The sequence below is a fragment of the Leuconostoc sp. UCMA20149 genome (assembly GCF_030400235.1).
GTDB classification, from domain to species: domain Bacteria; phylum Bacillota; class Bacilli; order Lactobacillales; family Lactobacillaceae; genus Leuconostoc; species Leuconostoc pseudomesenteroides.
Genome location: NZ_VJYC01000002.1, coordinates 212,690 through 236,402, shown reverse-complemented (window position 1 = coordinate 236,402; position 23,713 = coordinate 212,690). Strand labels below are relative to the sequence as shown.

Here is a 23,713-nt window from a genome sequence, read left to right as displayed (position 1 = left end):
TGTAACATCCTTTTACGCATTCAGGCGATCTGGCAAAAAGACTGCTGCTAGTGCGCCAATAAAGAGTGACATCATGAAAATAGTAAAAATATGATTAACAGACACGTGGTAATCTAATAACCAGCCAACCAGCAAAGGACCAATTACGGCGCCTAAACGGCCAATTCCTTGGGCAATACCGGTCATAGTACCACGATATTCCGGCAAATATTGAACAGGAGTCAGTGCAATAATTGTGCCGTAAGCACCAAGATTAAAAAATGAGAGTAAGCTGCCGAATACTATGGTTGCAGGTATGCCGTCAGCTTGACCAAAGGCAAAAGCACTCAACGCTGTGCCTAACATGTAAATGATGAAGACCCAACGAACTTGTATTTTTCCCATTAACCACGCTGCAACAAAATAACCAGGCAATTGTGCAATTGTAATGAGAACAGTATAGCCAAATCCCGTCACTAAAGTGTTGCCACGACTAGCCAAAATTGTTGGCAGCCACATAAACATGCCATAATAACTGAACATCACCATTAGCCAAGTTAACCATAGTAGAATAGTTTGATAATTAAAATTAGCAATCAAACTTGTTTTTAAAGTGGGTGATTTTGTGGTTATCTTTGGTGCATCAGTGAGCTTACTGCGCAAGATCAGAGCAAACAAGACCGGAATGGCGGTTAGTATTAATAACCCACGCCAGCCAAGGTTATTAGCAAAAAAGAATGCTAATACGGACGCAATGAGCCAACCCACTGCCCAAAAACTGTCTGCTAGAATTAATAGGCGCGATTGTAGTGTGCCTTTAAAATGGTCAGCCAAATAAGTTGCGGCTACAGGTAATTCACCGCCCAGGCCGAGTCCAACTATGAAACGAATAACTAAAAACCAGTGATAATTGGGTGAAAATGCTAATGCTAAATTGCCCAAAGAGAATAAGACAAGACTGGCTGTTAAAACGTTTTTTCGACCAAATTGGTCAGCAGCCTTACCAAACAATATGGCACCAAATGCCATACCGATAGCTGTGACAGAAGACAATAGACCCGTTTGAGTGGCTTCTAGATGCCACTGCGCTTTTACCATTGGCATGATAAATGACAGCAACGCCACATCTAGTGCATCAAAGAGCCAAGCAGTACCGATAATTAATAATGTTTTGCGCGTAAAAGATGACCACATAAAAAAAACTCCCTTTTAAGTATTAAATACTTTTATTGGAGTTAAGAATATCACGCTATTGATTAAAAGTCAATTTTACTTTAATTGGTAAAGCTTTGCTGGACGACCTTTTCCTACTGTGGTAACAGTACCAGTTTCAGAAAAAAGATGATCGTGTGTTTTTCGAAAATTGGAATTATCAATTGCTACTTCTGAGATGCCGAGGAAATTAGCATAGATTTTACGTGCATTTTTGAGTGTAAAGGTGTCGCCAAGAACCCTTAGAATTGACGGTGCATAATCAAGTTTATTGCGAACACGAGTGATGGCGGTTTGAATAATCAATTCATGATCAAAAGCTAATTGTGATTGGTTACTATTAACGGTTAAGTTCTGATAAAAAATGTCTGGTGAGGCGGTTGGTAATTTAATACTGAACTCAGGGTGAACTAAATAAAAGCGACTGTGTAGTGATTTGACTGGTACCCAAGCAACATTGACAGCGCCGACACCTGGTGTCAAATCTGGCATTTTTGGCAAAAAACTCATATACGCTAGTGCAAGCTGACGGTCTGATTTAGTGCGAAGCACTGATGAAAAAGTCGCAAGCTGTTCAGTATGGAAACTATCTAATTGAATACCAATTTTGTCTGAAATTAGTCTTAGCGCCGCTGAATCGGCATCTTCAGTTGACCTTAGAAATGTTTCAGGAAGGCTCCAAAAATGTTTAAAGGGCTCATCTGATTTTTTTGCTAAGAGTACCACAACTTCTTCAGTTGTAAAATTATAACTCCAAATGACGTTGGTTACTGTGACAATTGGCCGCGAAATAATTTCTGGCATGAATTTGAACACCTCCTATGGCTTATTATATCTTATTTTTTGGTGAAATAGCTGTCACCATGATTTTGAGTTTACTGAATGAACGTCACAACAATGGTGTTATCAACGCATGACGAGTCAATGAAAAGGGCAACCAACTAAAAGTTGATTGCCTATTAGAAATTGCCCCTGCTGGATTCGAACCAGCGCGTAGTGGCACCAGAAGCCACCGCCTTACCGCTTGGCCAAGGGGCAATTACTCTATATATTTTACAGAAAATGTCTCTCTTTTGCAAGCAGTATTTTTGAAACGATTGCGATTTTGTTCAAGCATTCGATTGTGATTAAAAAAATGAAAATTTCATGTCCTGGTTTTGAAAATATCATAGGCGCCAATCACAGCAAATTAACCTTTCAGTTAGAATAATGAAAAAATAATCGTTTCATTTGTGACATTAATTAGCGGAGTTTGATAATATCAAAATGTTGTTGTGACAGCATTTGTCTTCATGATAGCTTTCAAAATCAAAGTTCGATATACTAGAAAAACATAGAAGGGGGTAACACATGCAGTACGCAACTTACGACAACACAATTAAAAAATTAGCACAGCACCATATTACGGTAAAAGATATCGCCCAAATTGCTTTTGATAATGAACAATCATACGTGGCGGGTTTGACACTTGAACAAGTGGCAGAAGCGGTGGAAAGTATTTTACATAAGCGCGTTGTTCAGCACCAAGTATGGGTTGGACTTGAATTAGATCGCTTGGCTGAAGAACATTTATTAGAAGCACCACTGCAAGATTTAGTTGAACATGATGATGGTTTGTTTGGCGTTGATGAGACAATTGGAACCGCCATTGCAATGTCTTTTGACACGATTGGTGTGACCAATTATGGCTACATCGACAAACTAAAAGTTGGACTGGTCGGCGAACTTGATCGCAAGGGAAAAACAAGCGAAGCAGTGACGACATTTGCTGATGATATTGTGGGTGCTCTAGCTGCAGCTGCTGCTTCTAAGGTAGCCCACAAATTTGCGGCAGGAATGGTTGAAAACGAATCAGGAATCAAAAACTAACACTGAGGTGTTTTTTTATTGTCATCATCAAGGATAGAAAACATTTGCAAAATAGGTCTAGACCAATTATACTTAAAGTATAAAAGCTAGAGGAGGAAAGTGCTGCGGCGTCCAAAACGCCGTACCACGTGATGATATGGCAAAATTAATTAAGAATATTGACTTGTATACAGGCTATAAGCATATGCCAGACGCCTACATGCGCTTCACCGACACAATTGAGGAAGTTGGCTACATGGCTGATTTCACAGCGCGAGCTGATGATGAAGTCATTGACGAGGCAACTGGTCAACTGGTCGTACCAGGATTCATTGATGTTCATAAACATGGTGGTTACGGTTTAGACACTATGGACGGCGATCCCGATAAGCTTAACGAGATGGTCAACAAGATGGTGACAGAAGGGATTACCTCACTATTTCCAACGACCATGACGCAATCACCTGAAAATATTGAACGTGCGTTGAAGACAATCGATCAAGTTGCTAAGACAAATCCAGTGATTCAAGGAATTCACTTGGAAGGCCCTTTTATTAACAAAGTTTTTATGGGTGCACAGCCTGAAAAATATATTATTGATCCAAACACTGAATTACTCAAAAAATGGTATGCACTTTCTGGCGAACGCATACGCTTAGTCACTTATGCGCCTGAAAATGGTGGGTTACCTGACTTTGAGGCATTCATGTTGCAACATCATATTGTGCCATCAATTGGTCATTCCAATGCTACTCGTGAACAGTTACGACATTCCCGTGCCACTCACATAACACATTTGTATAACGCACAACGGCCACTACATCATCGTGAACCCGGTGTTACAGGTCATGGCATGCTTGAAGAATCAATTACAGGCGAATTAATCGCTGATGGTTTCCACGTTGTTCCTGATATGCTACAATTAGCTTTCAAGGTCAAAGGGGCTCAGCGTCTTGATTTGGTTACCGACTCAATGCGCGCCGAAGGATTAGGTAATGGCGAATCAGAATTGGGTGGGCAAAAAGTAATTGTTAAAGACAAACAAGCACGCTTAGAAAATGGACATTTAGCCGGTTCTGTTTTAGCCTATGATGATGCTTTTGCTAATATTCAACGCTTTACAAGTGCTGATATTAGCGATGCTGTACAAATGAGTTCGGTCAATCAAGCGCGTGAGTTTGGTTTGACACAAAAAGGTGATTTGTCAGCAAGTAAAGACGCTGATTTTAATATTTTTAATCAAGACATGCAATTACAAGCGACATACTCACTTGGTCGTCGCTTCGCAAGGGAGAATTAATGGCTAAACCGCGTTACATCGAAATTCACAATCAAATATTGTCACGAATTGAAGCTGGTGAGTGGGAAGCTCAAAAACGTTTGCCCGCTGAGCGTGATTTGGCACTGGAATTTGATGTGTCGCGGATGACTTTGCGTCAAGCAATTCAGACGTTGGTAGACGAAGGCATTTTGGAACGCAAGGTTGGTTCAGGAACCTATGTTGCTGAAAAGAAAGTGTCTGAACGTGCGCTCGGTGTCACAAGTTTTACGGAATTAATGGCTGCCACAGGAAGACAAGCACGCACGGTAACTGTCAGTTATAAAACAACGACACCTTCTGCTTCGGAAATGGAGCACTTACAACTATCAGAGACTGATGAAGTATTGGTGATGGAACGGTTGCGTTTGGGTGATGATGAACCTATTCTGTTAGAACAAACAACTTTGCCGGTTAAATTAGTTGAAGCATTTACACGTAGTCAATTAACGCAATCGTTGTATGCAACACTGGAGCAGGCAGGCATTAATCCGGGTCGCGCTGAGCAAACAATCACGGCGAGTTTAGCCAACGAACGCTTGTCAGAATTACTCCATATTAAGCGTGGCGATCCAATTCTGTCAGTACGTCAAGTTTCATATGATCAAAATGATATGCCATTTGAGTATTCACGTTCATTTTATGTTGGTGAACGCTTTGAAATGACAATTACACGTTAAAAAAGCTGATATCTTGATTGATATCAGCTTTTTATTATTTATGATTGAGTCGTTTAACAAGAATATCACCAATGACTTGTACTACTAAGACTAGAATCAAAACTAACAATGTTGCGACTAGCGTTGTATCAGTGGCGAAACGATTATAACCATACGAAATGGCCATATTTCCTAGACCGCCGGCGCCAATAGCACCTGCCATGGCAGTCAAGCCAATCAAACTAATTAAAGTGACGGTTGAAACGCGAACCAGTTCGGACCGTCCTTCGCGTAAGTAAACGCCAAACACAATATCCCAAAAAGATGCACCAACTGATTGTGCGGCTTCAACGATGCCGCCACTAACTTCTGATAAAGCAACTTGAACTTGTCGTGCGTAGAATGGAAAGACGCCAAGAGATAATGGCACAAGCGCTGCAGTTGTGCCAATTTGGGTACCAACAATAATTTTGGTGACAGGTGCAATAGCCGCCAACAAAATGATGAATGGTAAGGCACGGAAGAAGGACACGATTTTATCAAAAATCCAAAACCAAGTTTTACTTGGTGCAATACCATTTGGCGCGGTAATAATAAGACCAATACCGAAAATCAAACCCAAAAGACCACCAAAAATAGCTGACCAAAATGTCATGTACAGTGTTTGTACAATTGCAGTCCACCAACCAGTGTCGCCACCCCAGCCTTGATATATTACATTAGGGAAAGTATGTGCAAACCATTGGTTCATAATGATTGGCCTCCTTTAATAAGTTCAACTGTCACATGGTGGTCACGCAAGGTACCAAGTGCAGCTTTTAGTTGTGCTGATTCGCCTGATAAAATAACCAACAATGAGCCAACAGGCGTTTCTTGCAAAATCTCAATGTTGCCGTACAAAATATTAGCAGTAACATTGAAATCACGGAATAATCCAGTAATCAGCGGTTCGTCGGTTGTGTCCCCAACATAAGAAAGGCGAGCAAAGACTTCGTTATCTTTTAAGTTGTGAACCAGTGCTTCATGGCTAATTGTTTCGATTGCTTTATCAATATTGGTAGCCGTTTCAATAAATTCACGTGTGAGTTGTTCTTTTGGTTGTGCAAATATTTCTAATAGCGAACCGCTTTCGATAATTTCACCGTCTTGCATGACGGAAACTTTGTTGGCAATTTCTTTAACAGCCTGCATTTCGTGCGTAATTAAAACAATTGTCAAACCAAATTCTTGATTGAGTTTCTTGAGTAATGCCAAAATTTGATTGGTTGTTTTAGGATCCAAAGCTGAAGTAGCTTCATCAGAAATTAAAATTTCAGGATCGTTTGCCAAAGCGCGGGCAATGGCGACACGCTGTTTTTGTCCACCTGAGAGTTGGGCGGGAAATTGATCAGCGCGATCAGATAAATCAACTAATTCAAGTAATTCTGCTACTTTTGCCTTTTTTTCTTCGTCTTTTAATGGACTGTGTTGCAAGGCAAACGCAACGTTTTCAGTGACTGTCCGCTCATTTAGCAAATTAAAGTGTTGAAAAATCATGCCGATTTTGCGGCGTCTGTCACGTAAAGCGTTACCACCAATGATTGTTTTTTTGGCATTTTCATCTGTTGCTTGAAAAAACGTTTCGTTATTCACAATCACAGAGCCACTAGTTGGTTCTTGTAATAAATTAATGACGCGAACAAGGGTTGATTTACCAGCGCCGGAATAGCCAACAATTCCGTATACATCCCCACGATTAACGTGAACAGTAACATTATTAACAGCTGTAATCGTCCGCTTTTTTTGATGGAAAGTGACATTGATATTGTCTAGTTTAATAATTGGTTCTTCTGTCATTTTTCATAACTCCTAATTAGTGCTTTAATGACATCAATGTGCTGATTGTAGTCATCTAGGCGAATATTTTCATTTGGTGCGTGGTCGTTTGTATTGGCATAGCCAATTCCTAAACTGGCAATGGGGGCACCCAATGCTTCATGAATATAATACATAGGACCAGTACCGGGGGATGTTGGGATAACAACAGGTTGTGCTTTGTAGTAATGGGCTGTGACATCAATAACGCGTAAAATTTGTGGGTCTGACATGTCACTACGATAACCAGGCTGCCCCAATGTCTTAGTCACCAGAATATCAGAAAAACCACGGTTTTGAAAGTGTTGCTTGATTTGAAGTAGTGTTTTTTCAGGATCCATTCCTGGAACTAAACGTGCTTCAAGTTTGGCTGATGCTTTGGCAGGCAAGACAGTCTTCACGCCTTCACCAACGTAGCCGCTTTCAATACCCTCAATGTTGAGTGTCGGTGAAAAATATAAAATTGACTTCAAATCATCCCCAGTTTTGTCAGTTATAAGGGGCGCGGTGATTTCATGTTGTGCAACTAGTGCATCATGTGTCAGAGGTAATGCAGACACTAGCTGTATTTCACGGCTGTTTGGTGGCGTCACATCATCATAGAATCCTGCTACCGTAATATGACCGTTTTCATCGTACAATGTGGCTAGTGCTTGTGTCAAACGCCACGCAGCTGAATCGACAACAGCAGCTAAAGACGAATGTAAATCATGACCAGCTGTTGTTGCGCTGACATCAAAAGTCACAATGCCTTTGTTACCGCCAAATATTTCCACTTCTTCGTTGGCATTTTTACCACCCGATTCCCAGATAACGAGGTCACCAGATAAATGCTGTTGATACTTAGCCAAATAATCGTCAAGATGTTGAGAGGAGGTTTCTTCAGAACCTTCTATAATAAAGGTAATATTAATCGGTAGCTGATTGTTATGTTCAGATAAATACTCAGCCACGGCAGTAAGTCTTGCGGTCAAGTTACCTTTGTCATCATCGACGCCACGACCATACAACTTGCCATCTTTTTCTGTCAGCTGCCAAGGATCACTGTCCCACAAATCAAGTGGTTCTGCTGGTTGAACATCGTAATGATTATAAATAATAACTGTTGGCGCTTGGGGAACATTGCTGGTCAATTTGCCAATGATGAATGGTGCAAAGTAGGTATCGTCATATAACACCTCAGCCCCTAAACCACGCAGTGCGTCCGCAATTAATTTAGCAGTTTCTGGTAGTGATTCATGTTTTGCTGAAACACTAGGTAATGCAACCAAATCATGTAAAAGCGTTAAATATTGTGTTCTGATACTCATGTATTATCAATCCTCCCGCAACAACTATGTACGCGCAAAAGCGCATGTATTATTTCTTATAATCCCAAACAGTGATTTCAGCTGTGCCATAGAACTTCTTTACCAAACGCTTTGTTTCGGCAGTTTGTAATGATTTCACGACTTTTTTATAGGTCTCGTTGTTCTTATCTTTCTTGTTAGCGGCAATAAAGTTGAAGTATTGTTCACTATCTTTGTTAAGTCCTTCAACATAAATTGCTGAATTAATGTCTAACTTGGCAGAAATAGCATAGTTAGTGTTAATGACTGCGCCAGCGATTTTGGGATCATCTAACGATTTGGCTGTCTGTGACGCGTCAATTGGTGTGATTTGTAGCTTTTTAGGATTTGATGTAATATCCTTTGGCGTTGCCGTATTAGTATCTTTGATTTTAATTAAACCAGCTTCAGCTAATAAATGAATGCCACGGTTTTCGTTAGTGACATCGTTTGGCACAACGATTTGATCACCTGTTTTAAATTCAGATGTCTTCTTATATGATTTAGAATATAAGCGTAGGGGTGTCGTCCAAGTATCACCGATTGAAATAATATTAGTTTTGTATGTTTTGTTCCAGTTGGCTAAAAATGGATAGTTTTGGAAAGCATTCAGATCAATGTCACCATCGGCTAATGCTTTGTTAGGCTGTGAATAGTCAGTGAATTTTTTTGTTTTTAAAGTGATGCCATATTTGTCTTTTGCGGTCTTGATTGCGGCATCCCAGATTTGATCTTCTTCCTTTGATCCAGCCATAACGCCGATTGTTACGGTCTTTGATTGACTTTTGCTACCATGACCAAACGTATAAATAGCACCAGCAACAATGACAACGGCGATACCGCCAATAATCCAATTTGCTTTTTTACTCATAATATTTTCCTCATAATGGTGATGAGTTAAACTCAAATCACATCCTTATTTACTAAAATCAGCGTCCCAAGCAGCTAATTCAACACCATCATATTGCTTGTTAATGGCTTTCTTAGTGGCTTCTGTTTGGTAGGCTTTAACAACCTTCTTGTACGTAGCGTTGTTCTTGTCCTTTTTGTTAGCAGCGATAATGTTGACCCATTGGTGAGAATTTTTGTTTAAGGGTTCAACAAAGATAGCTTTTTTATAATCTAAACCAGCAGAATCGGCATAAGTACCATTGACCACGGCGCCTTGTACATCTGAGAGTGAGCGAGCTGTCTGATCAGCGGCTAGCTCTTTAATTTTGAGATTTTTTGGATTTTTGGTAATATCTTTAACCGTTGCTAAGGTTAAACCAGATTTGAGATCAATTAATCCTGCTGCTTTTAAAACATAAAGCGCGCGACTTTCATTACTGGGATCGTTAGGAACAGAAATGGTGTCACCTGACTTATACTGTGAGACTTTTGTATATGTCTTTGAGTACAACCGGATTGGTGAAATGACAGTATCACCAATTGACACGATTTTGTCTCCTGTTGATTTGTTTGACTGTGCTAGGAAGGCGTAGTGTTGGAAGGCATTCAAATCAATGTCACCAGATGCAAGTGCTTTGTTAGGTTGTGAGTAATCAGTAAATTCTTTGAATTTTAGCGTGATACCATACTTATCCTTAGCGGTTTTTTTAACCGTATCCCAGATTTTGGCATCTTGTTTTGAACCTGACATAATACCGATGGTGACGGTTTTTGAAGTTGTTTTGGCTTTTTGACCAAAGCTAGCGTAGGCAATACCAGCGATAGCGACGACAGCCACACCACCAACAAGCCATTTAGTTGTTTTACTCATGATACGTATTTCTCCCTGTTTTCTCTAAATGATAATACTTGATTTTTAGAATGGCGATGAATAGGCAAGTTTTTTTCAATCAAAAAAGCCGCTTCTGTACTTTAAAATACAGAAGCGGCTTATCATAAGCGCGATACCATTCTGAGTTTGGACTATTTATTACCAAATAGTTGCTCACTAACCATCGGGCATCGGGAAATGATCCTAGCCGAATGGTGTGCCCGTTAACGGGGGCCAAATCGTTGCAAACTAAACGGTAAACCGATTCGTCTGCACCAATCACAGGTCATTTTCACAATCGCACGCACGCTAACTTACATCACCCGTTAGCTTTCTTGGCTTTGATAAACTGTTACTTTCCTGTTCAATTCGTTTCATTCTAAAAATCGTTATAGATAATATTACATCCCATTCAAACTAATGTCAACAGTTTTTATTTTTTGAATAGTAAGCCAAAGACAATCAATACGATTAAACTGGCACCAAATAGGGCGTAAGTGCCTAGTGCCTGAGCCAATAGCCCTGAAATGAAAGCGCCAAACAGAAACGCTAGAACGAGCCAAAGAAAATGAAAAGTATTGCTCAAAAATTGTTTGTCCCTAGTGTAGAAAAAATTAGTGATGTTAGTACCAACACTACGCAAATTGCCTGTTGACATGACGCTTGTGAACGGAAGACCTTGCAATTTAGGAAAAGAATCAAGTTGAATGGCTAGAAAGAAAGACAAAAAAGCAATGAAAAATGTACTGCTCAAGTACTGGTGCATGGCAACGATGGCCGTAATACCAATAAATTCAAGTAAAATACTGTGCTGTTGGAGGGACAAACGTCCTTCAGGCCATTGCTTTTTCAGAATTGTATTGCAAGCGGCACCAATAGTGAAAAAAAGAATTGGCCAAATAAAAATCATGCTGGCGCCAAAACGTCCATGGGATAAATTGAATCCAGCCTGAATGAGGTTACCTGTTTGTAAACTAGCAAAACGTGACTCATGATATTGAAATGTGTAAGCGTCAACAAATCCAGAATTCATTGCTAGTAGTAAGCCAATCGGCAATCGTTCGTGAATGGGGTGTTTTGTTGTAAGCATTATTGTCTCCCTAAATAATCGTTGCGTATCTTTCCACTTTAGCACTTTGACATTATTTTAGGCAATAAAACCTTTAATTATCTAATTTTCCTAATGGTGAATGCCTTTTTTGATATAATGGGAACAAAGAATTAGGGGAGAATGAGATGAAGTGGCGATTTTTAATACTGACGGTGTTGTTTGCTATGATTGGCATACAACAGGTTTCAGCAGATGATGATTATGAGATAACTAATTGGCAGCAAACGGTTGCAATTCAGCCTAATGGTGACGCTAATGTGACTAAGCAGGTGAGTTATTCGTTTGATGATGATATGCATGGCGTGGTTATGCGAGAGGGTTTGGCAGCAGGTAAAAAAGCGTCAGCACTGACCTGGGGTGGCTTAAAATCGATCAAAGTTGCGGTGAACGGTCAAGCGCCGACAGTCATTCAGCCAAGACAAGGTGCGGCGCAAACCGGTTATGTTGAAACAAAAACGTCAAACGCAGTTAAAGAAAAAGTGTATTATCCAGTTCGAGAGAATGATAAGTTAGTGGTCACTTATCAGTATGTTTTAAAAGGGTTGATCACAAATTGGGATGACGTCGCTGAAATTAATTGGCGACCAATTTCTGACTGGGATGTTGATTTAGATAAGGCAAAATTGATTGTTAAATTGCCTAAAAAATCACCTAAGCAGCTAAAAGCTTGGGTACACAGCCGGGCAAAAGGGGATGTTAAGCTGGATAAGTCACAAGGTGAAGTGATTGCGATGAGTGATACTGTTCCAGCAGATGAATCATTAGAAATTCACATGTATTTTGACAGCGATCAGACACCGCTTAATCAATTACGTCGCTCTGGCAAACGTGCGAAACTGATTAGCCAGCAAGAAGCAGCGATTGTGGTTAAACATAACCGATTTGTTTTTTGGATGATGATTATTGCTTTCTTGGTTTCACCAATTCTGTTTGTGATAGTTCTGTTTATCGTATTTTGGCAAAGCAAAAAAGTGCGTTATCAACAAAATTTGGCAAATCAAAAAAGCGGTACTACTGGTGAACCGGTCCATATCTTTGATTTACCAAATGATCTTGGGCCGGCATTAATTTCTGAGCGATTAGCAGAAAAAACTGATGATGCCAAAATTGTCGTGGCAACGTTGCTGGATTTAGTGGCCCGTCATAAAATAACAATGACTTATCAAGACATGAAGCGACCAGATGAGATTACTTATCAAGTGACTGATGAAAATGGCTTGCAACCATTTGAATTATCTTTTGTGAGAATGATTTTTGGCCAAAATCGTGATTTAGTCCGTCACGGTGATTTTAAAAAGAAACAATCACCAGTTTCAAAAAGTATTAGAAAACGAATTGGCGCTTTCAAGCAAGCATTAGCCAAAGCAGAGCAACAGACACGTATTATTGACAAAATTGCTACGCAAAAAGCGACTGATACCAAAACGATGGCGTTGGGTGGCTTAATTGTATTATCAGTGATTTCAGCAGTTGTGTTAGGCATTATTGCTGACCAAACACAAGTGTCGAGTATCTGGGCCATTATTGTGATTGAGAGCGTCGTAGCGCTTGTAACGTTATTATTGACAGCTACTCAAAAAACGATTTTCTTCACTGTACCAGACGGTATGCAGGAACAATGGCAGTGGCAAGGATTTAAAAAGATGTTACATGATATTGCTCACTTACAAGACAAGCAGGTGCTAGACGTTCAATTGTGGGATAAAATTTTAGCTTATGCAGTCATCTTTGGGGAAGCTAAGAATGTTGCTAATCAAATGAAAATCTGGGCTAAAGACATGGATTGGAATACTGATAATACATTGTTATTTGTACCGTATTATTTGTATGGTAGCGACTGGAGTGATGGTTTTGTCACTAGTATCAATCAAGATGGTGCCTTCCAATCAAGTAGTAACGTGAGTGGTGGCGGTGGCAGTTTCTCTGGCGGTTCATCAGGTGGTGCTGGTGGTGGCGGCGGTGGTGCTTTTTAGCATCGAGTGGGCATAAATTAAACAACATTTTTCCAAAAAATTTGTTATACTATATGTATAAGTTAATTTCTGAGGGAGTAACTGACGAAATGTTCGTGGCTGAATCGTCAAAGCAAAACAGCAATGTTTTATATCGCGCTATGCGCCGGTTCAGCATTAAACAGTGAGACTCATGTAAACGTTTATTTGCGTTTGCATGGGTCTTTTCATTTTGTTAGTCTTAGCTTAACCTCAAGCGTATAAGGAGAATTTCGATGGCAGATAAGCCGTTATATAACCAAGACAGTACGGATGTTTTGGTAGCATTAAAAACTGATGCAAAAGTCGGTTTGACAGGTCAAGAGGCCAAGGCACGTTTTGAAAAAAACGGTCCTAACCAGTTGAACGAAGCAAAATCAACCAGTTTAGTTCAGAAATTCATCAACCAATTTAAGGATTTGATGATTGCTATCTTGTTGGCCGCTGCAATTGTGGCGGCGTTTACTGGTGAACTGGTTGACGCCATCTTCATTTTGGCCATTGTCATTATCAACGCTGTTTTTGGTGTTTTCCAAGAAGCCAAGGCCGAAGATGCCATCAATGCGTTGAAAGAAATGTCGACACCTAATGCAAACGTCATTCGTGATGGCAAGGAAATGTCTGTGAAATCAACAGATTTGGTTGTGGGTGATGTTGTCCGTCTGGAGGCTGGTGACATTGTGCCAGCTGATTTACGTTTGATTGAATCTGCCTCTCTTCAAATTGAAGAAGCCTCATTGACGGGTGAATCAGTACCGGTTGATAAAATTGCAGATACACTAGCAGATAGTGATTTGCCGTTGGGTGATCGTACCAACCTTGGATTCATGAATACTAACGTGACCTACGGTCGTGGTGTTGGTGTTGTAACAGGTACGGGAATGCAAACTGAAATTGGGCATATTGCCGGCATGTTAGAGGCGGCTGATGAAACCAAAACACCATTGCAAGCGAATTTGGTCAAGCTAGGTCAAGTTTTGACATACTTGATTTTAGGCATTGCTGTGGTAACGTTTATTGTTGGTTTGTTGCGCGGTCGAGAGACGATCATTGACATGCTGTTAACATCCATTTCTTTGGCGGTTGCCGCTATTCCAGAAGGTTTGCCAGCTATTGTGACAATCACATTAGCATTAGGTACCACACGCATGGCCTCACGTCATGCCCTCGTTCGTAAGTTGCCAGCCGTTGAAACGTTGGGCTCAACTGATATTATTGGTTCTGATAAAACAGGAACGTTAACTCAGAACAAAATGACAGTCGAAAAGCTGGTGGTTGATGCTGAAATTTCGGACGCTGACAATACCGGAGAATTGACTGATACGTATGCCAGATTAGCTGATATTTTGGCATTAAACAACGATACAAAGCGTACAGAAAACGGTTTAGTTGGTGATCCAACTGAAACGGCGTTAATTGCCTTTAATGAAAAGCATGATCGTGATATTGACAAGTTATTTAACGAGATGCCACGTGTTGCAGAATTACCCTTTGATTCAGAACGTAAGTTGATGTCAACGGTTCATCCGGCTCCGAATGGTTATATTATTACGGTCAAAGGTGCGCCTGATGAATTATTAAAGCGTGCCACACGAATTGAAATGTCCGGTCAAATTGTTGATTTGAGTGATGATATTCGTGCTAAGCTGCTGGGAATTAATTCTGAGCTAGCAACGCAAGCGTTACGTGTGTTAGGATTTGCTTACAAATTAGTTGATGAAATGCCTACTGAGATGACGACACAAGTTGTTGAAAATGATTTGGTATTTACTGGTTTTGTAGGCATGATTGACCCAGAGAGACCAGAAGTTGCACAGGCTGTTGCCGAAGCAAAAGCTGCTGGTATTCGACCAATGATGATCACGGGTGACCATCGTGATACAGCTGCAGCGATTGCGATTCGTTTAGGTATTTTGGATGAGAAAGACATTGATACTGCCGTCATTTCCGGTTCTGATATTGACGCGATGAGTGAAGCTGAATTTGCAGAAAATGTCACTCGTTATAATGTCTATGCTCGTGTTGCGCCAGAACACAAAGTTAAAATTGTCAATGCTTGGCAGAAAAAAGGCAAAGTTGTCGCGATGACTGGTGATGGTGTTAATGATGCGCCGGCTTTGAAAGCTGCTGATATCGGTATTGCAATGGGTATTACTGGAACAGAAGTTTCTAAAGGTGCTTCTGATATGGTTTTGGCCGATGACAACTTTGCAACGATTGTACATGCTGTTGAGGAAGGTCGTAAGGTCTTTGCTAACATTCAAAAAGCATTACAGTATTTGTTAGCTTCTAACTTAGCGGAAGTGATTTCAATTTTTGTGATGACGCTTTTGGGTTGGAATATTTTAGCACCAATTATGATTCTGTGGATTAACTTGGTAACCGATACTTTGCCAGCGATTGCCTTAGGTATTGAACCAGCAGAAAAGGGTGTGATGAAACGCAGTCCTCGTGGTCGTGGTGCTAGTTTCTTGTCTGGTGGCGTTGGTCCTGCTATTATTTGGCAAGGTATTTTGCAAGCGGTTATTGTGTTGAGTGTGTATGGTTTTGCTTTGGCAGCACCCGTTCATGCGGAGAGCCATCTGGCTCACCAAGATGCTTTGACTATGGCATTTATGACACTCGGATTGATGCAAATGTTTAACGCGATTAACGTTAAATCAGTTTATGGTTCAATGTTTGGACCACAGGCCTTTAGAAATAAGATGTTCAACTGGGCATTATTAGGATCACTTGTAGTCATGGCAGCTGTTGTTGTGATTCCACCTTTGAACCCCTTGTTCCATGTTTCGCATTTGGACACTTATCAATGGGCAATTGTGTTAGTTGCGGGAATTAGTATCATTGTGATTGTGGAACTGGTAAAATTGGTTCAACGAACAATTTTCAAAAAAGGATAAGAGAACATTGGCAAAATTTAATCCCAAACAAGCACAAGTTTATGTACAAACTTTGCAACAAGTTTTAACAGCAACTCAGGAAACAGCTGATCGCGTGGCACCATTTTTTACTAAATTGGATGATGCGAAACAAGAGAACAAGGTAACTGACATTCCTGCAGCAGAATTCGCTGAAATTAAAGCCGAGTTTGAAGACGCAGTGACGAGTTATCACGAGAATGCTGCTCGTTTGAACGCAGCACAAGCCCCAATTCGTATTTTGGGTGTGCATAAGTCATTAGCAAAGAATTATGAATTATACGCTCAAGCAACAGCGTTGATGAGCGACTCACTAAATGTAGCCGATCAAACAATTGATGACGTTAAATATGAACAATCTGAGGCCGATCAAGCCCAATATTTGAACAAAGTACAGACAAATGTATCAAAAATAATGACTTCACAAATGTAAATCGGTCTAGACCAAAAAGAGGATAAACACCACATTGAATGGTGCTTATCCTCTTTTTGGTCTAGTTATTTTTTCAAAGAATTTCATCACAAAAGTGATTTAAACCGTGACATGAAAGCGTTTACATGATAAGATAAAGACGAAGCACAACTTAAATGGATGCCACTCATGAAGTAAAAAATGACGCTTCACAGATTCTTTCATTGCATCCAACATGAAGTGGAGGAGACTTTCATGCAGAGAATAACAGATTGGTTACAGAAAAATTTGGTGCCGATTGGCGCGAAACTATCGTCTATTAAGGCACTGAATGCTATTCGTGATGGTATCGCTTTGGCAATGCCACTCATTTTGGTTGGATCTTTGGCGATGATTATTCGTAATTTTCCAACCCCTAATGATATGTGGGTGACATGGATTACTGCTAATGGTGTCTTAAATTGGTTGGTGAAAATCATTTACGGTACGTTTTACTTAGTCGGTATCGTTTCAGTCGTTGGTATCGCTTCCAATTATGCCAAGTTGTTATCACCAAAGGCTGATGGTATTTCAGCAGGTGTATTAGCCCTAGGTGGTTATTTCGTTTCGACACCATATTTAAATGGTGCTAACGGCAACCAAGCGTGGGGTGCTAAAGTCGCAATTGCCGATCAAGGAATTGCATATTCGGCAACAAACGCTAACGGTATGTTTGCAGCGATTATTATTGGACTGGTGTCAGCAGCCATTTATGCTTGGTTCTTAAATCATAACATTACCATCAAAATGCCTGATTCAGTACCACCAGCCGTCGGACACTCATTTGCGGCATTAATTCCTGGATTTGTGATTATTTTGCTCTGGGCGTTGCTTTATGCGCTATTCCAAGCAACTGGCTTGGTCTCTATTCATAATATCTTACAAATGATTTTGGGAGATCCGCTAAAAGCGTTCGGTGGTTCATTAATTGGTGCGATCGTAGTAGCAGTACTTGTCTCACTATTCTGGTTTATCGGTATTCACGGTGGTAACTTAGTTGGTGCTATTATGTCACCTATCTTCTTGCAATTGATGCAAGAAAACGTTGATGCAGCCAAAGCAGGTAAAGCACTACCAGAAGTTATTACACAACCATTTATGGATAATTTTGTCTACATTGGTGGTGGTGGTGCGACATTAGGTTTGATTATCGCACTCGCTATTTTTGCAAAATCAAAGCAAAACAAAGCAATGCGACCACTGACGTTAGTGCCGGGTATCTTTAACATTAACGAGCCGACAATGTTTGGTTTGCCAGTTGTATTGAACGTTTACTTAATCGTACCGTTCCTGATTGTGCCAGTGATGAATGTCTTGATTTCATATTTTGCGATGTCATCAGGATTAGTCGCACGTACAACAGGTACACCTGTACCATGGACAATGCCACCAGTGATTTCTGGTTTCTTGGCAACCTCAAGTATTTCTGGGGCGGTGCTGCAAATCGTTTTGATTCTTTTGGATCTATTAATTTGGATTCCATTCTTCAAAGTGTTTGATAAGGCGCTTTTGGATGAAGAAAAGCAAGCTGATAGCGACGCTGTTGTTGGATAGTATAAAAGCTTTAATCAAATTTTTGATTAAAGCTTTTATTTTGAATCATCATCAATGTTTGTTTGGTAAAAAAACCTTGAGCCAGTTGAGAAGCGATGGGATAAATGTTCTTTTGCCATGTGTGGTATTGATCAAGAGATATGTCATCAATTTTCTTCAGATCAGTTAATTTATTGATGGTCAAGCCAATATCATATTGTTTGATAATAGCTGCAAGCGCACTTTGTTGCCAAGCAATCAATGGCAATCCTGCTCTGAGATAAAGACTTGCTTTGTGTGGTGCGTTGTATTTAGTGTAGCTTTGATATGTCTTATCTTCAAAATCATTATCCCATATCAAACCAAATCCGGATGTGAGCTGGTTTAAAATATCATCCGGGTCAAAATTACCATGGTAACTAACCTGATTAGGGAAAACAAAATCACGCCATTTTTTAGGCACAGAACCAAATAAGTTGATTTCTGGCCCGTCGTAATCTTTTAGCCAAGGTGATTTTTGAAAAGTACCAGCAAAATTAATGAGGTGGCTATATGAAGCTAAATTGTGGACTTCCCCAAGATAATCAAATAAAGGTTGAATAATGAAGGTTGAGTTGACGCTCATACGTCTAAGGGCGTTAGCCATGGCCTCTGAATGAACGATAATAGTATTGTACTGCTTTAAAACAGACAATTCCCAAGCATCGGTTTTGACCAAACGCAGTGGTTCAATATCGTGGATTAAAACAATACTGCGTGCGGAACGTTTATTGATTTCTTGTACCCATTGTTGTTCAAAGTGACAACTCATGTAGCTAGGAAATTGATGAATCACAGTATCATCTGCTTTGACAGTGTTAAGCCAATTTTTAATATGGTTCTGTCGCGTTTCATCGTCAAAACGAACATCGTTATAACGGGCAATAGGTAAAATTGTCCAGCCTTGTGTCTGAGCAATCTGAGCATAATCTGATTTTGCTTTTAAAGCACCTAGTGGCATCCAGGGTTCAATTGTGTGCGTGATGAAGTAAGTCATAGCGATATTATACCAAAATCCGAACCATTTTTCTGAAAGCTGGCTAAAATACGAACTTTATTATAAAAAAGATGGCATTATTCGGTAATTATATACATTTTTAACCAAATTTTAACCTAAAATCCGGCGTAAAGTCGGATAATGTAGGTATTAACTTTTGGGAGAAGAAAAACATGCAACGTTCAGCAAAAATTGGTATTGGTGCGGCGGCAGTCGTCGTTATTGCGGGTGGTATCTACGCAGCAACTCAACACTCAACAAAGAAAAGCTCTGGCTATGCTGTGGCTTTGGTCACAGATGGTGGTGGTATAGATGATCGATCATTTAACCAGTCAGCTTGGGAAGGGTTGCAAGCGTATGGAAAAGCCAATGATTTGAAGCAAGGAAAAGGCGGCTACAATTATTTTCAGAGTACGGATACCTCAGATATCAAGACTAATTTGCAAACAGCCGTTAAAGGTGGCTATAAGTTAGTTTATGGTGTCGGGTTCGCGGCTGCACCGGCTGTAACAAGTGTTGCCAAGGCTAATCCTAAAACAAATTTTGCAATCATTGACGCAGTGATTGCTAAGAAAAATGTTGCTTCATTGACATTCAAAACTGAACAATCATCATACTTGGCCGGCGTTGCCGCAGCCAAGCAATCAAAGAGTGGCACAGTTGGTTTTGTCGGTGGTATTCATGGTGATGTTATCGACACATTTGAGGCCGGCTTTAAAGCTGGTGTTAAGGCAACAAACGCTAATATCAAAGTATTAACACAGTATACTGATTCATTTACTGATGCTGCTAAAGGCAAGACAATTGCGGCGTCAATGACTGCTAATGGTGCTGATGTTATTTTCCAAGCAGCTGGTGGCGCTGGAAATGGTGTTTTTGCAGAAGCTAAGGCAGAAAACCAAAAAGAGAGTGCAAGTTCGGACAAAAAAATCTGGGTCATCGGTGTTGATCGTGATCAAAAGACCGATGGTAACTACAAGGATAAAGATGGTAAGTCATCTAACTTCACATTAGTGTCAGCAGTAAAGCGTGTTGATAGTGCGGTTGAAGACGTTGCAACGAAAGCCAAAAATGACAAGTTCCCTGGGGGAAAAACAATTACCTATGGGTTGAAAGAAAAGGGTGTCAGCCTATCCAAAGATTCTGCTTCTAGCAGTGTTTGGTCAGCAGTTCAGTCAGCACAAAAGAAAATTATTGCTGGTGATATTAAAGTGCCAATTCACCCATAAATATGGCTTCAAAAATCGATCGCAACAATGCGATTTTTTTTTGCAGGAATTTGTGGTGAAACAATCTAAAGACGAACAATTTTATTTATTTTACATTTTATTTCGTCTTTTGTTCATAGATTAGTCACGATTCCGGCTTGAAAGCCTGTATAATAGTCATTGGAGTTTAGGAAAAGGATAACTATAATGGATTTTAATACAGTTTTTGATTATGAAGATGTGCAGCTAATTCCCAATTTGGGCATACTTGAATCACGTTCCCAGGCAGACACATCGGTTAAATTGGGACGATATACCTTTAAATTACCAGTTGTGCCTGCTAATATGCAAACGGTTATTGATGAACCGTTAGCAAGACATCTAGCAGTCAATGGCTATTTTTATGTGATGCATCGTTTTGAACCAGCTAAGCGATTAGATTTTGTTAAAAATATGCAATCTGATCAGTTAATTGCCTCTATTTCAGTTGGCATAAAACCGGAAGAGTACCAATTTATTGATGATCTTAAATCAGCCGGTTTAGTCCCTGAGTTTATCACAGTTGATGTTGCGCACGGGCACGCTGCACCGGTTATCGACATGGTGAAGTATATCAAAAAAACTTTGCCAGATAGTTTTGTGATTGCTGGTAATTTGGCAACACCTGAAGCTGTTCGAGATCTGGAAAATGCCGGTGCTGATGCCACTAAAGTTGGCGTAGGACCTGGAAAAGCTTGTATTACCAAGTTGAAAACTGGCTTTGGGACTGGCGGTTGGCAGTTAGCGGCGCTGCGTTTATGCGCTAAGGCAGCAAAAAAGCCAATTATCACCGATGGTGGTATTCGTCATAATGGTGACATAGCTAAATCCATTCGATTTGGTGCGACAATGTGCATGATTGGTTCACTATTTGCTGGTCATGACGAAACACCTGGTGAAGTAGTCGAAATGAATGGTGATAAATTTAAGATGTATTTCGGTTCTGCTTCACAATTTCAGAAGGGTGAATACAAGCATGTTGAAGGTAAAAAATTGCTAGTCCCTTATCGTGGTAGTGTTGATACCACGCTACGCGAAATGAAAGAAGATTTGCAATCATCAATTTCGTATGCTGGTGGTCGTGAATTAGCAGATCTTAAACGTGTTGACTATGTCATTGTTAAAAATTCAATTAGTAATGGTGACAGTTATTAATAATAAATGAAATATGTTAAGAAAACTGACATGATATTGTACGCTCGTCAGCTTTTTTGCTATACTGGAGTATTATGAAAAAGATATGGATGTTTTGTGTTGCTTTTTTAGCAACTGTCACAATGATGATGGGTATTACAAAGGTTGATGCCGCACAGCCGAACTACATTATCACAACCGATGCGACATACCCGCCGTTTGATTTTCAAGATAAAAATAATCAATATACAGGTATTGATCAAGAAATTTTGAAAACAATTGCCAAACGTGAGGGATTTACTTACACGCTTAAGCCAATGAGTTTTAATGCTGCTACGCAATCAGTAACATCTGGACAAGCAGATGCAGTGATTGCGGGTATGTCAATTACCGACGAGCGTAAACAGGTTTTTGATTTTGGAACCCCTTACTATAAGTCTGGGATTGCTTGGGCAGTTAAAAAAGGCTCAACTATCAAGTCGTTAAAAGATTTGAAAGGTAAAACTGTTGCGATTAAAACCGGAACAGCTGGTGCTGATTATGCGCTATCAATCCAGAAAAAATATGGCTTTAAGGTCACTTATTTTAGTGATTCTGATACGCTTTATAATGATGTGATTAATGGCAACTCACAAGCTACTTTTGGAGATTTGCCGGTTTTGCAGTATACCATTAAAAATGGTACGAAGCTAAAAGTTATGAACCCAACGAACCCTTACGAGGCTGGATGGTACGGTTTTGCGGTCAAAAAGGGTGATAATGCACAATTGTTGGCTGCCTTTAACAAAGGATTCGCTGCAATTAAGAAAGATGGCACTTATCAAAAAATTGTCAACAAATATTTAGGTGCCCCAGCTTCAGAGTTCACTGGCAGTAAATCAGATAATAGCTCAGTGTTTGGTATTTTTAAAGTCTAATGAAAACGCCTTTATGAAAGGATTGTGGCAAACAATCCTGTTAACCTTGTTTGGTATTATTTTTGCTTCGCTTTGGGGTGTTTTACTTGGTATCATGGGCGTTAGTCAAAACAGTGTCATTAGGGGTGTCTCTACTACAATTATTTACATCTTCCGTGGTATGCCGTTAATGGTGTTGGCATTCTTTATTTATATTGGACTGCCGGGCGTAATCGGCACTAAAATCCCTGCGTTTACGGCTGGTGTCATTACACTGATTTTAAATGAGGGTGCTTATACAGGTGCTTTTGTGCGAGGTGGTTTTGAAGCTGTTGACAAGGGACAAATGGAGGCAGCACGAAGTCTCGGATTTACTTATGGTAAGTCAATGTATAAAGTGATTATGCCACAAGGTCTCAAAATTATGGTACCGAGTTTTATTAATCAATTTATCATCACATTGAAAGATACATCGATTTTGTCGGCAATCGGTATTTTGGAATTAACACAAACAGGGACTTTAATTGTCTCTCGTAATTCACAGGGATTTCGTGTATGGGCGATTATTGCTGTGATATACTTGGTTGTAATTACATTACTGACATGGTTTAGTAATTGGGTAGAAAAGAGGACGCGTTCATGAGCGAAGCACAAGTAAAAGTGCATGTTGATAAAGTTAATAAATCCTATGGAGAAAATCATGTTTTACGCGATATTTCATTAGATATTGCTGAAAACGAAGTTGTTGTTATGATTGGACCATCAGGATCAGGAAAATCAACGTTTTTGCGCATGTTGAATCAGTTAGAAACGCCTGATAATGGGACAATCATTGTTGATGGCTATGATATTTCAGACAAAAATACGGATATCAACAAGGTTCGCGAAAACATTGGCATGGTATTTCAAAACTTCAACTTGTTTAATAATTACACTGTGCTAGAAAATATCATGTTAGCACCTGTTGAACTCAAAAAATTAGACAAAGTTGCAGCCGAAAAAAAGGCACGTGAGTTACTTGAAACTGTTGGTTTATCGGATAAAGCGGACATGCCAGTTAGCTCTTTATCCGGTGGTCAAAAGCAACGTATCGCGATTGCACGCGCATTAGCAATGACACCTGATATTATGCTGTTTGATGAACCAACTTCTGCGCTTGATCCTGAAATGGTTGGCGATGTACTTGATGTTATGAAGAATTTGGCAGAGTCAGGAATGACAATGATTATTGTGACCCATGAAATGGGATTTGCTAAGCAAGTAGCTGATCGTGTTGTTTTCTTTGAATCAGGTAAAATTCAAGAATCAGGAACGCCGGATCAAGTATTTGATGCACCAAAGAATGAACGTCTACAAGAATTTTTGAGTAAAGTCACGCATGCTTAAGCGTGATGTATGAATGACAGGTGGCCATAGCGCCACCTTTTTTGGGGAGA

General features: G+C 40.0%; 19 protein-coding genes, 1 tRNA gene and 1 pseudogene. 11 read left to right on the top strand and 10 right to left on the bottom strand.

The window, feature by feature from the left end:
• Positions 1 to 12: 12 nt before the first annotated feature.
• The 3 genes from FF105_RS03145 to FF105_RS03135 all read right to left on the bottom strand — a co-directional run bounded on the left by FF105_RS03145 (position 13) and on the right by FF105_RS03135 (position 2,229).
• Entirely contained in the window at positions 13 to 1,173 is a 1,161-nt protein-coding gene (locus tag FF105_RS03145; protein WP_010278500.1) for an MFS transporter, read from the bottom strand.
• Positions 1,174 to 1,248: 75 nt separating this feature from the next.
• Complete coding sequence (locus tag FF105_RS03140; RefSeq protein WP_010278503.1) at positions 1,249 to 1,995, bottom strand: NUDIX hydrolase; 747 nt, start codon at positions 1,993 to 1,995, stop codon at positions 1,249 to 1,251.
• A 162-nt stretch (positions 1,996 to 2,157) separates the two neighbouring features.
• Positions 2,158 to 2,229, bottom strand: a tRNA-Gln gene (locus FF105_RS03135).
• A 312-nt stretch (positions 2,230 to 2,541) separates the two neighbouring features.
• On the opposite strand from FF105_RS03135, the gene FF105_RS03130 reads away from it, so the two are divergent.
• The 3 genes from FF105_RS03130 (at position 2,542) to FF105_RS03120 (ending at position 5,037) form a co-directional block, all read left to right on the top strand.
• Complete coding sequence (locus FF105_RS03130; RefSeq protein WP_010278508.1) at positions 2,542 to 3,060, top strand: phosphatidylglycerophosphatase A family protein; 519 nt, start codon at positions 2,542 to 2,544, stop codon at positions 3,058 to 3,060.
• Positions 3,061 to 3,196: 136 nt separating this feature from the next.
• Positions 3,197 to 4,339 carry an N-acetylglucosamine-6-phosphate deacetylase gene (gene nagA / locus FF105_RS03125; RefSeq protein WP_010278509.1) on the top strand — a complete coding sequence of 381 codons (1,143 nt, stop codon included), beginning with the start codon at positions 3,197 to 3,199 and terminating at the stop codon, positions 4,337 to 4,339.
• Positions 4,339 to 5,037, top strand: coding sequence for a GntR family transcriptional regulator (locus FF105_RS03120; RefSeq protein WP_004915766.1), 699 nt, complete (start codon positions 4,339 to 4,341; stop codon positions 5,035 to 5,037). The genes nagA and FF105_RS03120 overlap by 1 nt, the downstream gene beginning before the upstream one ends.
• Positions 5,038 to 5,071: 34 nt before the next feature.
• On the opposite strand, the gene FF105_RS03115 is transcribed toward FF105_RS03120, so the two are convergent.
• From FF105_RS03115 to FF105_RS03090, 6 genes are all read right to left on the bottom strand, one after another.
• On the bottom strand, positions 5,072 to 5,767 hold the full coding sequence (locus FF105_RS03115; protein WP_010278514.1) for a methionine ABC transporter permease: 696 nt from the start codon (positions 5,765 to 5,767) through the stop codon (positions 5,072 to 5,074).
• Complete coding sequence (locus tag FF105_RS03110) at positions 5,764 to 6,852, bottom strand: methionine ABC transporter ATP-binding protein (protein ID WP_010278516.1); 1,089 nt, start codon at positions 6,850 to 6,852, stop codon at positions 5,764 to 5,766. Before FF105_RS03110 ends, FF105_RS03115 begins: the two co-directional genes overlap by 4 nt.
• Complete coding sequence (locus FF105_RS03105) at positions 6,849 to 8,180, bottom strand: M20/M25/M40 family metallo-hydrolase (RefSeq protein WP_010278518.1); 1,332 nt, start codon at positions 8,178 to 8,180, stop codon at positions 6,849 to 6,851. Before FF105_RS03105 ends, FF105_RS03110 begins: the two co-directional genes overlap by 4 nt.
• A 49-nt stretch (positions 8,181 to 8,229) precedes the next feature.
• On the bottom strand, positions 8,230 to 9,069 hold the full coding sequence (locus FF105_RS03100; RefSeq protein ID WP_010278519.1) for a MetQ/NlpA family ABC transporter substrate-binding protein: 840 nt from the start codon (positions 9,067 to 9,069) through the stop codon (positions 8,230 to 8,232).
• Between the two features lie 45 nt (positions 9,070 to 9,114).
• On the bottom strand, positions 9,115 to 9,960 hold the full coding sequence (locus FF105_RS03095) for a MetQ/NlpA family ABC transporter substrate-binding protein (RefSeq protein WP_139967281.1): 846 nt from the start codon (positions 9,958 to 9,960) through the stop codon (positions 9,115 to 9,117).
• Between the two features lie 433 nt (positions 9,961 to 10,393).
• The gene (locus FF105_RS03090) at positions 10,394 to 11,050 is read right to left on the bottom strand and encodes a YoaK family protein (RefSeq protein ID WP_290046338.1); all 657 of its coding nucleotides are present in this window, start codon (positions 11,048 to 11,050) and stop codon (positions 10,394 to 10,396) included.
• 146 nt (positions 11,051 to 11,196) lie between these two features.
• Here FF105_RS03090 and FF105_RS03085 point away from each other — a divergent pair, with 146 nt between their 5' ends.
• The 4 genes from FF105_RS03085 to FF105_RS03070 all read left to right on the top strand — a co-directional run bounded on the left by FF105_RS03085 (position 11,197) and on the right by FF105_RS03070 (position 17,985).
• Positions 11,197 to 13,044, top strand: a complete 1,848-nt coding sequence (locus FF105_RS03085) for a DUF2207 domain-containing protein (RefSeq protein ID WP_010278640.1) — start codon at positions 11,197 to 11,199, stop codon at positions 13,042 to 13,044.
• A gap of 254 nt (positions 13,045 to 13,298) precedes the next feature.
• Positions 13,299 to 15,962, top strand: coding sequence for a cation-translocating P-type ATPase (locus FF105_RS03080; RefSeq protein ID WP_010278639.1), 2,664 nt, complete (start codon positions 13,299 to 13,301; stop codon positions 15,960 to 15,962).
• A 7-nt stretch (positions 15,963 to 15,969) separates the two neighbouring features.
• Positions 15,970 to 16,413: a hypothetical protein gene (locus FF105_RS03075; RefSeq protein ID WP_010278637.1), complete on the top strand. Its 444-nt coding sequence runs from the start codon at positions 15,970 to 15,972 to the stop codon at positions 16,411 to 16,413.
• A 234-nt stretch (positions 16,414 to 16,647) separates the two neighbouring features.
• Positions 16,648 to 17,985: a PTS sugar transporter subunit IIC gene (locus tag FF105_RS03070; protein WP_010278635.1), complete on the top strand. Its 1,338-nt coding sequence runs from the start codon at positions 16,648 to 16,650 to the stop codon at positions 17,983 to 17,985.
• Positions 17,986 to 17,995: 10 nt separating this feature from the next.
• On the opposite strand, the gene FF105_RS03065 is transcribed toward FF105_RS03070, so the two are convergent.
• Positions 17,996 to 19,000 (bottom strand): sugar transferase, encoded by a 1,005-nt coding sequence (locus FF105_RS03065; protein WP_010278633.1) that lies wholly within the window; start codon positions 18,998 to 19,000, stop codon positions 17,996 to 17,998.
• Positions 19,001 to 19,173: 173 nt separating this feature from the next.
• On the opposite strand from FF105_RS03065, the gene FF105_RS03060 reads away from it, so the two are divergent.
• The 4 genes and pseudogenes from FF105_RS03060 to FF105_RS03045 all read left to right on the top strand — a co-directional run bounded on the left by FF105_RS03060 (position 19,174) and on the right by FF105_RS03045 (position 23,663).
• Positions 19,174 to 20,229, top strand: coding sequence for a BMP family lipoprotein (locus tag FF105_RS03060; protein ID WP_010278630.1), 1,056 nt, complete (start codon positions 19,174 to 19,176; stop codon positions 20,227 to 20,229).
• Positions 20,230 to 20,415: 186 nt separating this feature from the next.
• A complete protein-coding gene (locus FF105_RS03055) occupies positions 20,416 to 21,402 on the top strand; it encodes a GMP reductase (protein ID WP_010278627.1) in 987 nt (328 codons plus the stop codon).
• A gap of 74 nt (positions 21,403 to 21,476) precedes the next feature.
• Positions 21,477 to 22,920: pseudogene (locus tag FF105_RS03050) on the top strand (ABC transporter substrate-binding protein/permease).
• Positions 22,917 to 23,663: an amino acid ABC transporter ATP-binding protein gene (locus FF105_RS03045; protein WP_004915796.1), complete on the top strand. Its 747-nt coding sequence runs from the start codon at positions 22,917 to 22,919 to the stop codon at positions 23,661 to 23,663. Before FF105_RS03050 ends, FF105_RS03045 begins: the two are co-directional and overlap by 4 nt.
• Positions 23,664 to 23,713 lie beyond the last annotated feature (50 nt).

What these genes read in the sequence shown, in the direction of transcription:
- FF105_RS03145 (WP_010278500.1), bottom strand. Translation starts at nt 1,173, where the DNA reads ATGTGGTCATCTTTTACGCGCAAAACATTATTAATTATCGGTACTGCT.
- FF105_RS03140 (WP_010278503.1), bottom strand. Translation starts at nt 1,995, where the DNA reads ATGCCAGAAATTATTTCGCGGCCAATTGTCACAGTAACCAACGTCATT.
- FF105_RS03130 (WP_010278508.1), top strand. Translation starts at nt 2,542, where the DNA reads ATGCAGTACGCAACTTACGACAACACAATTAAAAAATTAGCACAGCAC.
- nagA (WP_010278509.1), top strand. Translation starts at nt 3,197, where the DNA reads ATGGCAAAATTAATTAAGAATATTGACTTGTATACAGGCTATAAGCAT.
- FF105_RS03120 (WP_004915766.1), top strand. Translation starts at nt 4,339, where the DNA reads ATGGCTAAACCGCGTTACATCGAAATTCACAATCAAATATTGTCACGA.
- FF105_RS03115 (WP_010278514.1), bottom strand. Translation starts at nt 5,767, where the DNA reads ATGAACCAATGGTTTGCACATACTTTCCCTAATGTAATATATCAAGGC.
- FF105_RS03110 (WP_010278516.1), bottom strand. Translation starts at nt 6,852, where the DNA reads ATGACAGAAGAACCAATTATTAAACTAGACAATATCAATGTCACTTTC.
- FF105_RS03105 (WP_010278518.1), bottom strand. Translation starts at nt 8,180, where the DNA reads ATGAGTATCAGAACACAATATTTAACGCTTTTACATGATTTGGTTGCA.
- FF105_RS03100 (WP_010278519.1), bottom strand. Translation starts at nt 9,069, where the DNA reads ATGAGTAAAAAAGCAAATTGGATTATTGGCGGTATCGCCGTTGTCATT.
- FF105_RS03095 (WP_139967281.1), bottom strand. Translation starts at nt 9,960, where the DNA reads ATGAGTAAAACAACTAAATGGCTTGTTGGTGGTGTGGCTGTCGTCGCT.
- FF105_RS03090 (WP_290046338.1), bottom strand. Translation starts at nt 11,050, where the DNA reads ATGCTTACAACAAAACACCCCATTCACGAACGATTGCCGATTGGCTTA.
- FF105_RS03085 (WP_010278640.1), top strand. Translation starts at nt 11,197, where the DNA reads ATGAAGTGGCGATTTTTAATACTGACGGTGTTGTTTGCTATGATTGGC.
- FF105_RS03080 (WP_010278639.1), top strand. Translation starts at nt 13,299, where the DNA reads ATGGCAGATAAGCCGTTATATAACCAAGACAGTACGGATGTTTTGGTA.
- FF105_RS03070 (WP_010278635.1), top strand. Translation starts at nt 16,648, where the DNA reads ATGCAGAGAATAACAGATTGGTTACAGAAAAATTTGGTGCCGATTGGC.
- FF105_RS03065 (WP_010278633.1), bottom strand. Translation starts at nt 19,000, where the DNA reads ATGACTTACTTCATCACGCACACAATTGAACCCTGGATGCCACTAGGT.
- FF105_RS03060 (WP_010278630.1), top strand. Translation starts at nt 19,174, where the DNA reads ATGCAACGTTCAGCAAAAATTGGTATTGGTGCGGCGGCAGTCGTCGTT.
- FF105_RS03055 (WP_010278627.1), top strand. Translation starts at nt 20,416, where the DNA reads ATGGATTTTAATACAGTTTTTGATTATGAAGATGTGCAGCTAATTCCC.
- FF105_RS03045 (WP_004915796.1), top strand. Translation starts at nt 22,917, where the DNA reads ATGAGCGAAGCACAAGTAAAAGTGCATGTTGATAAAGTTAATAAATCC.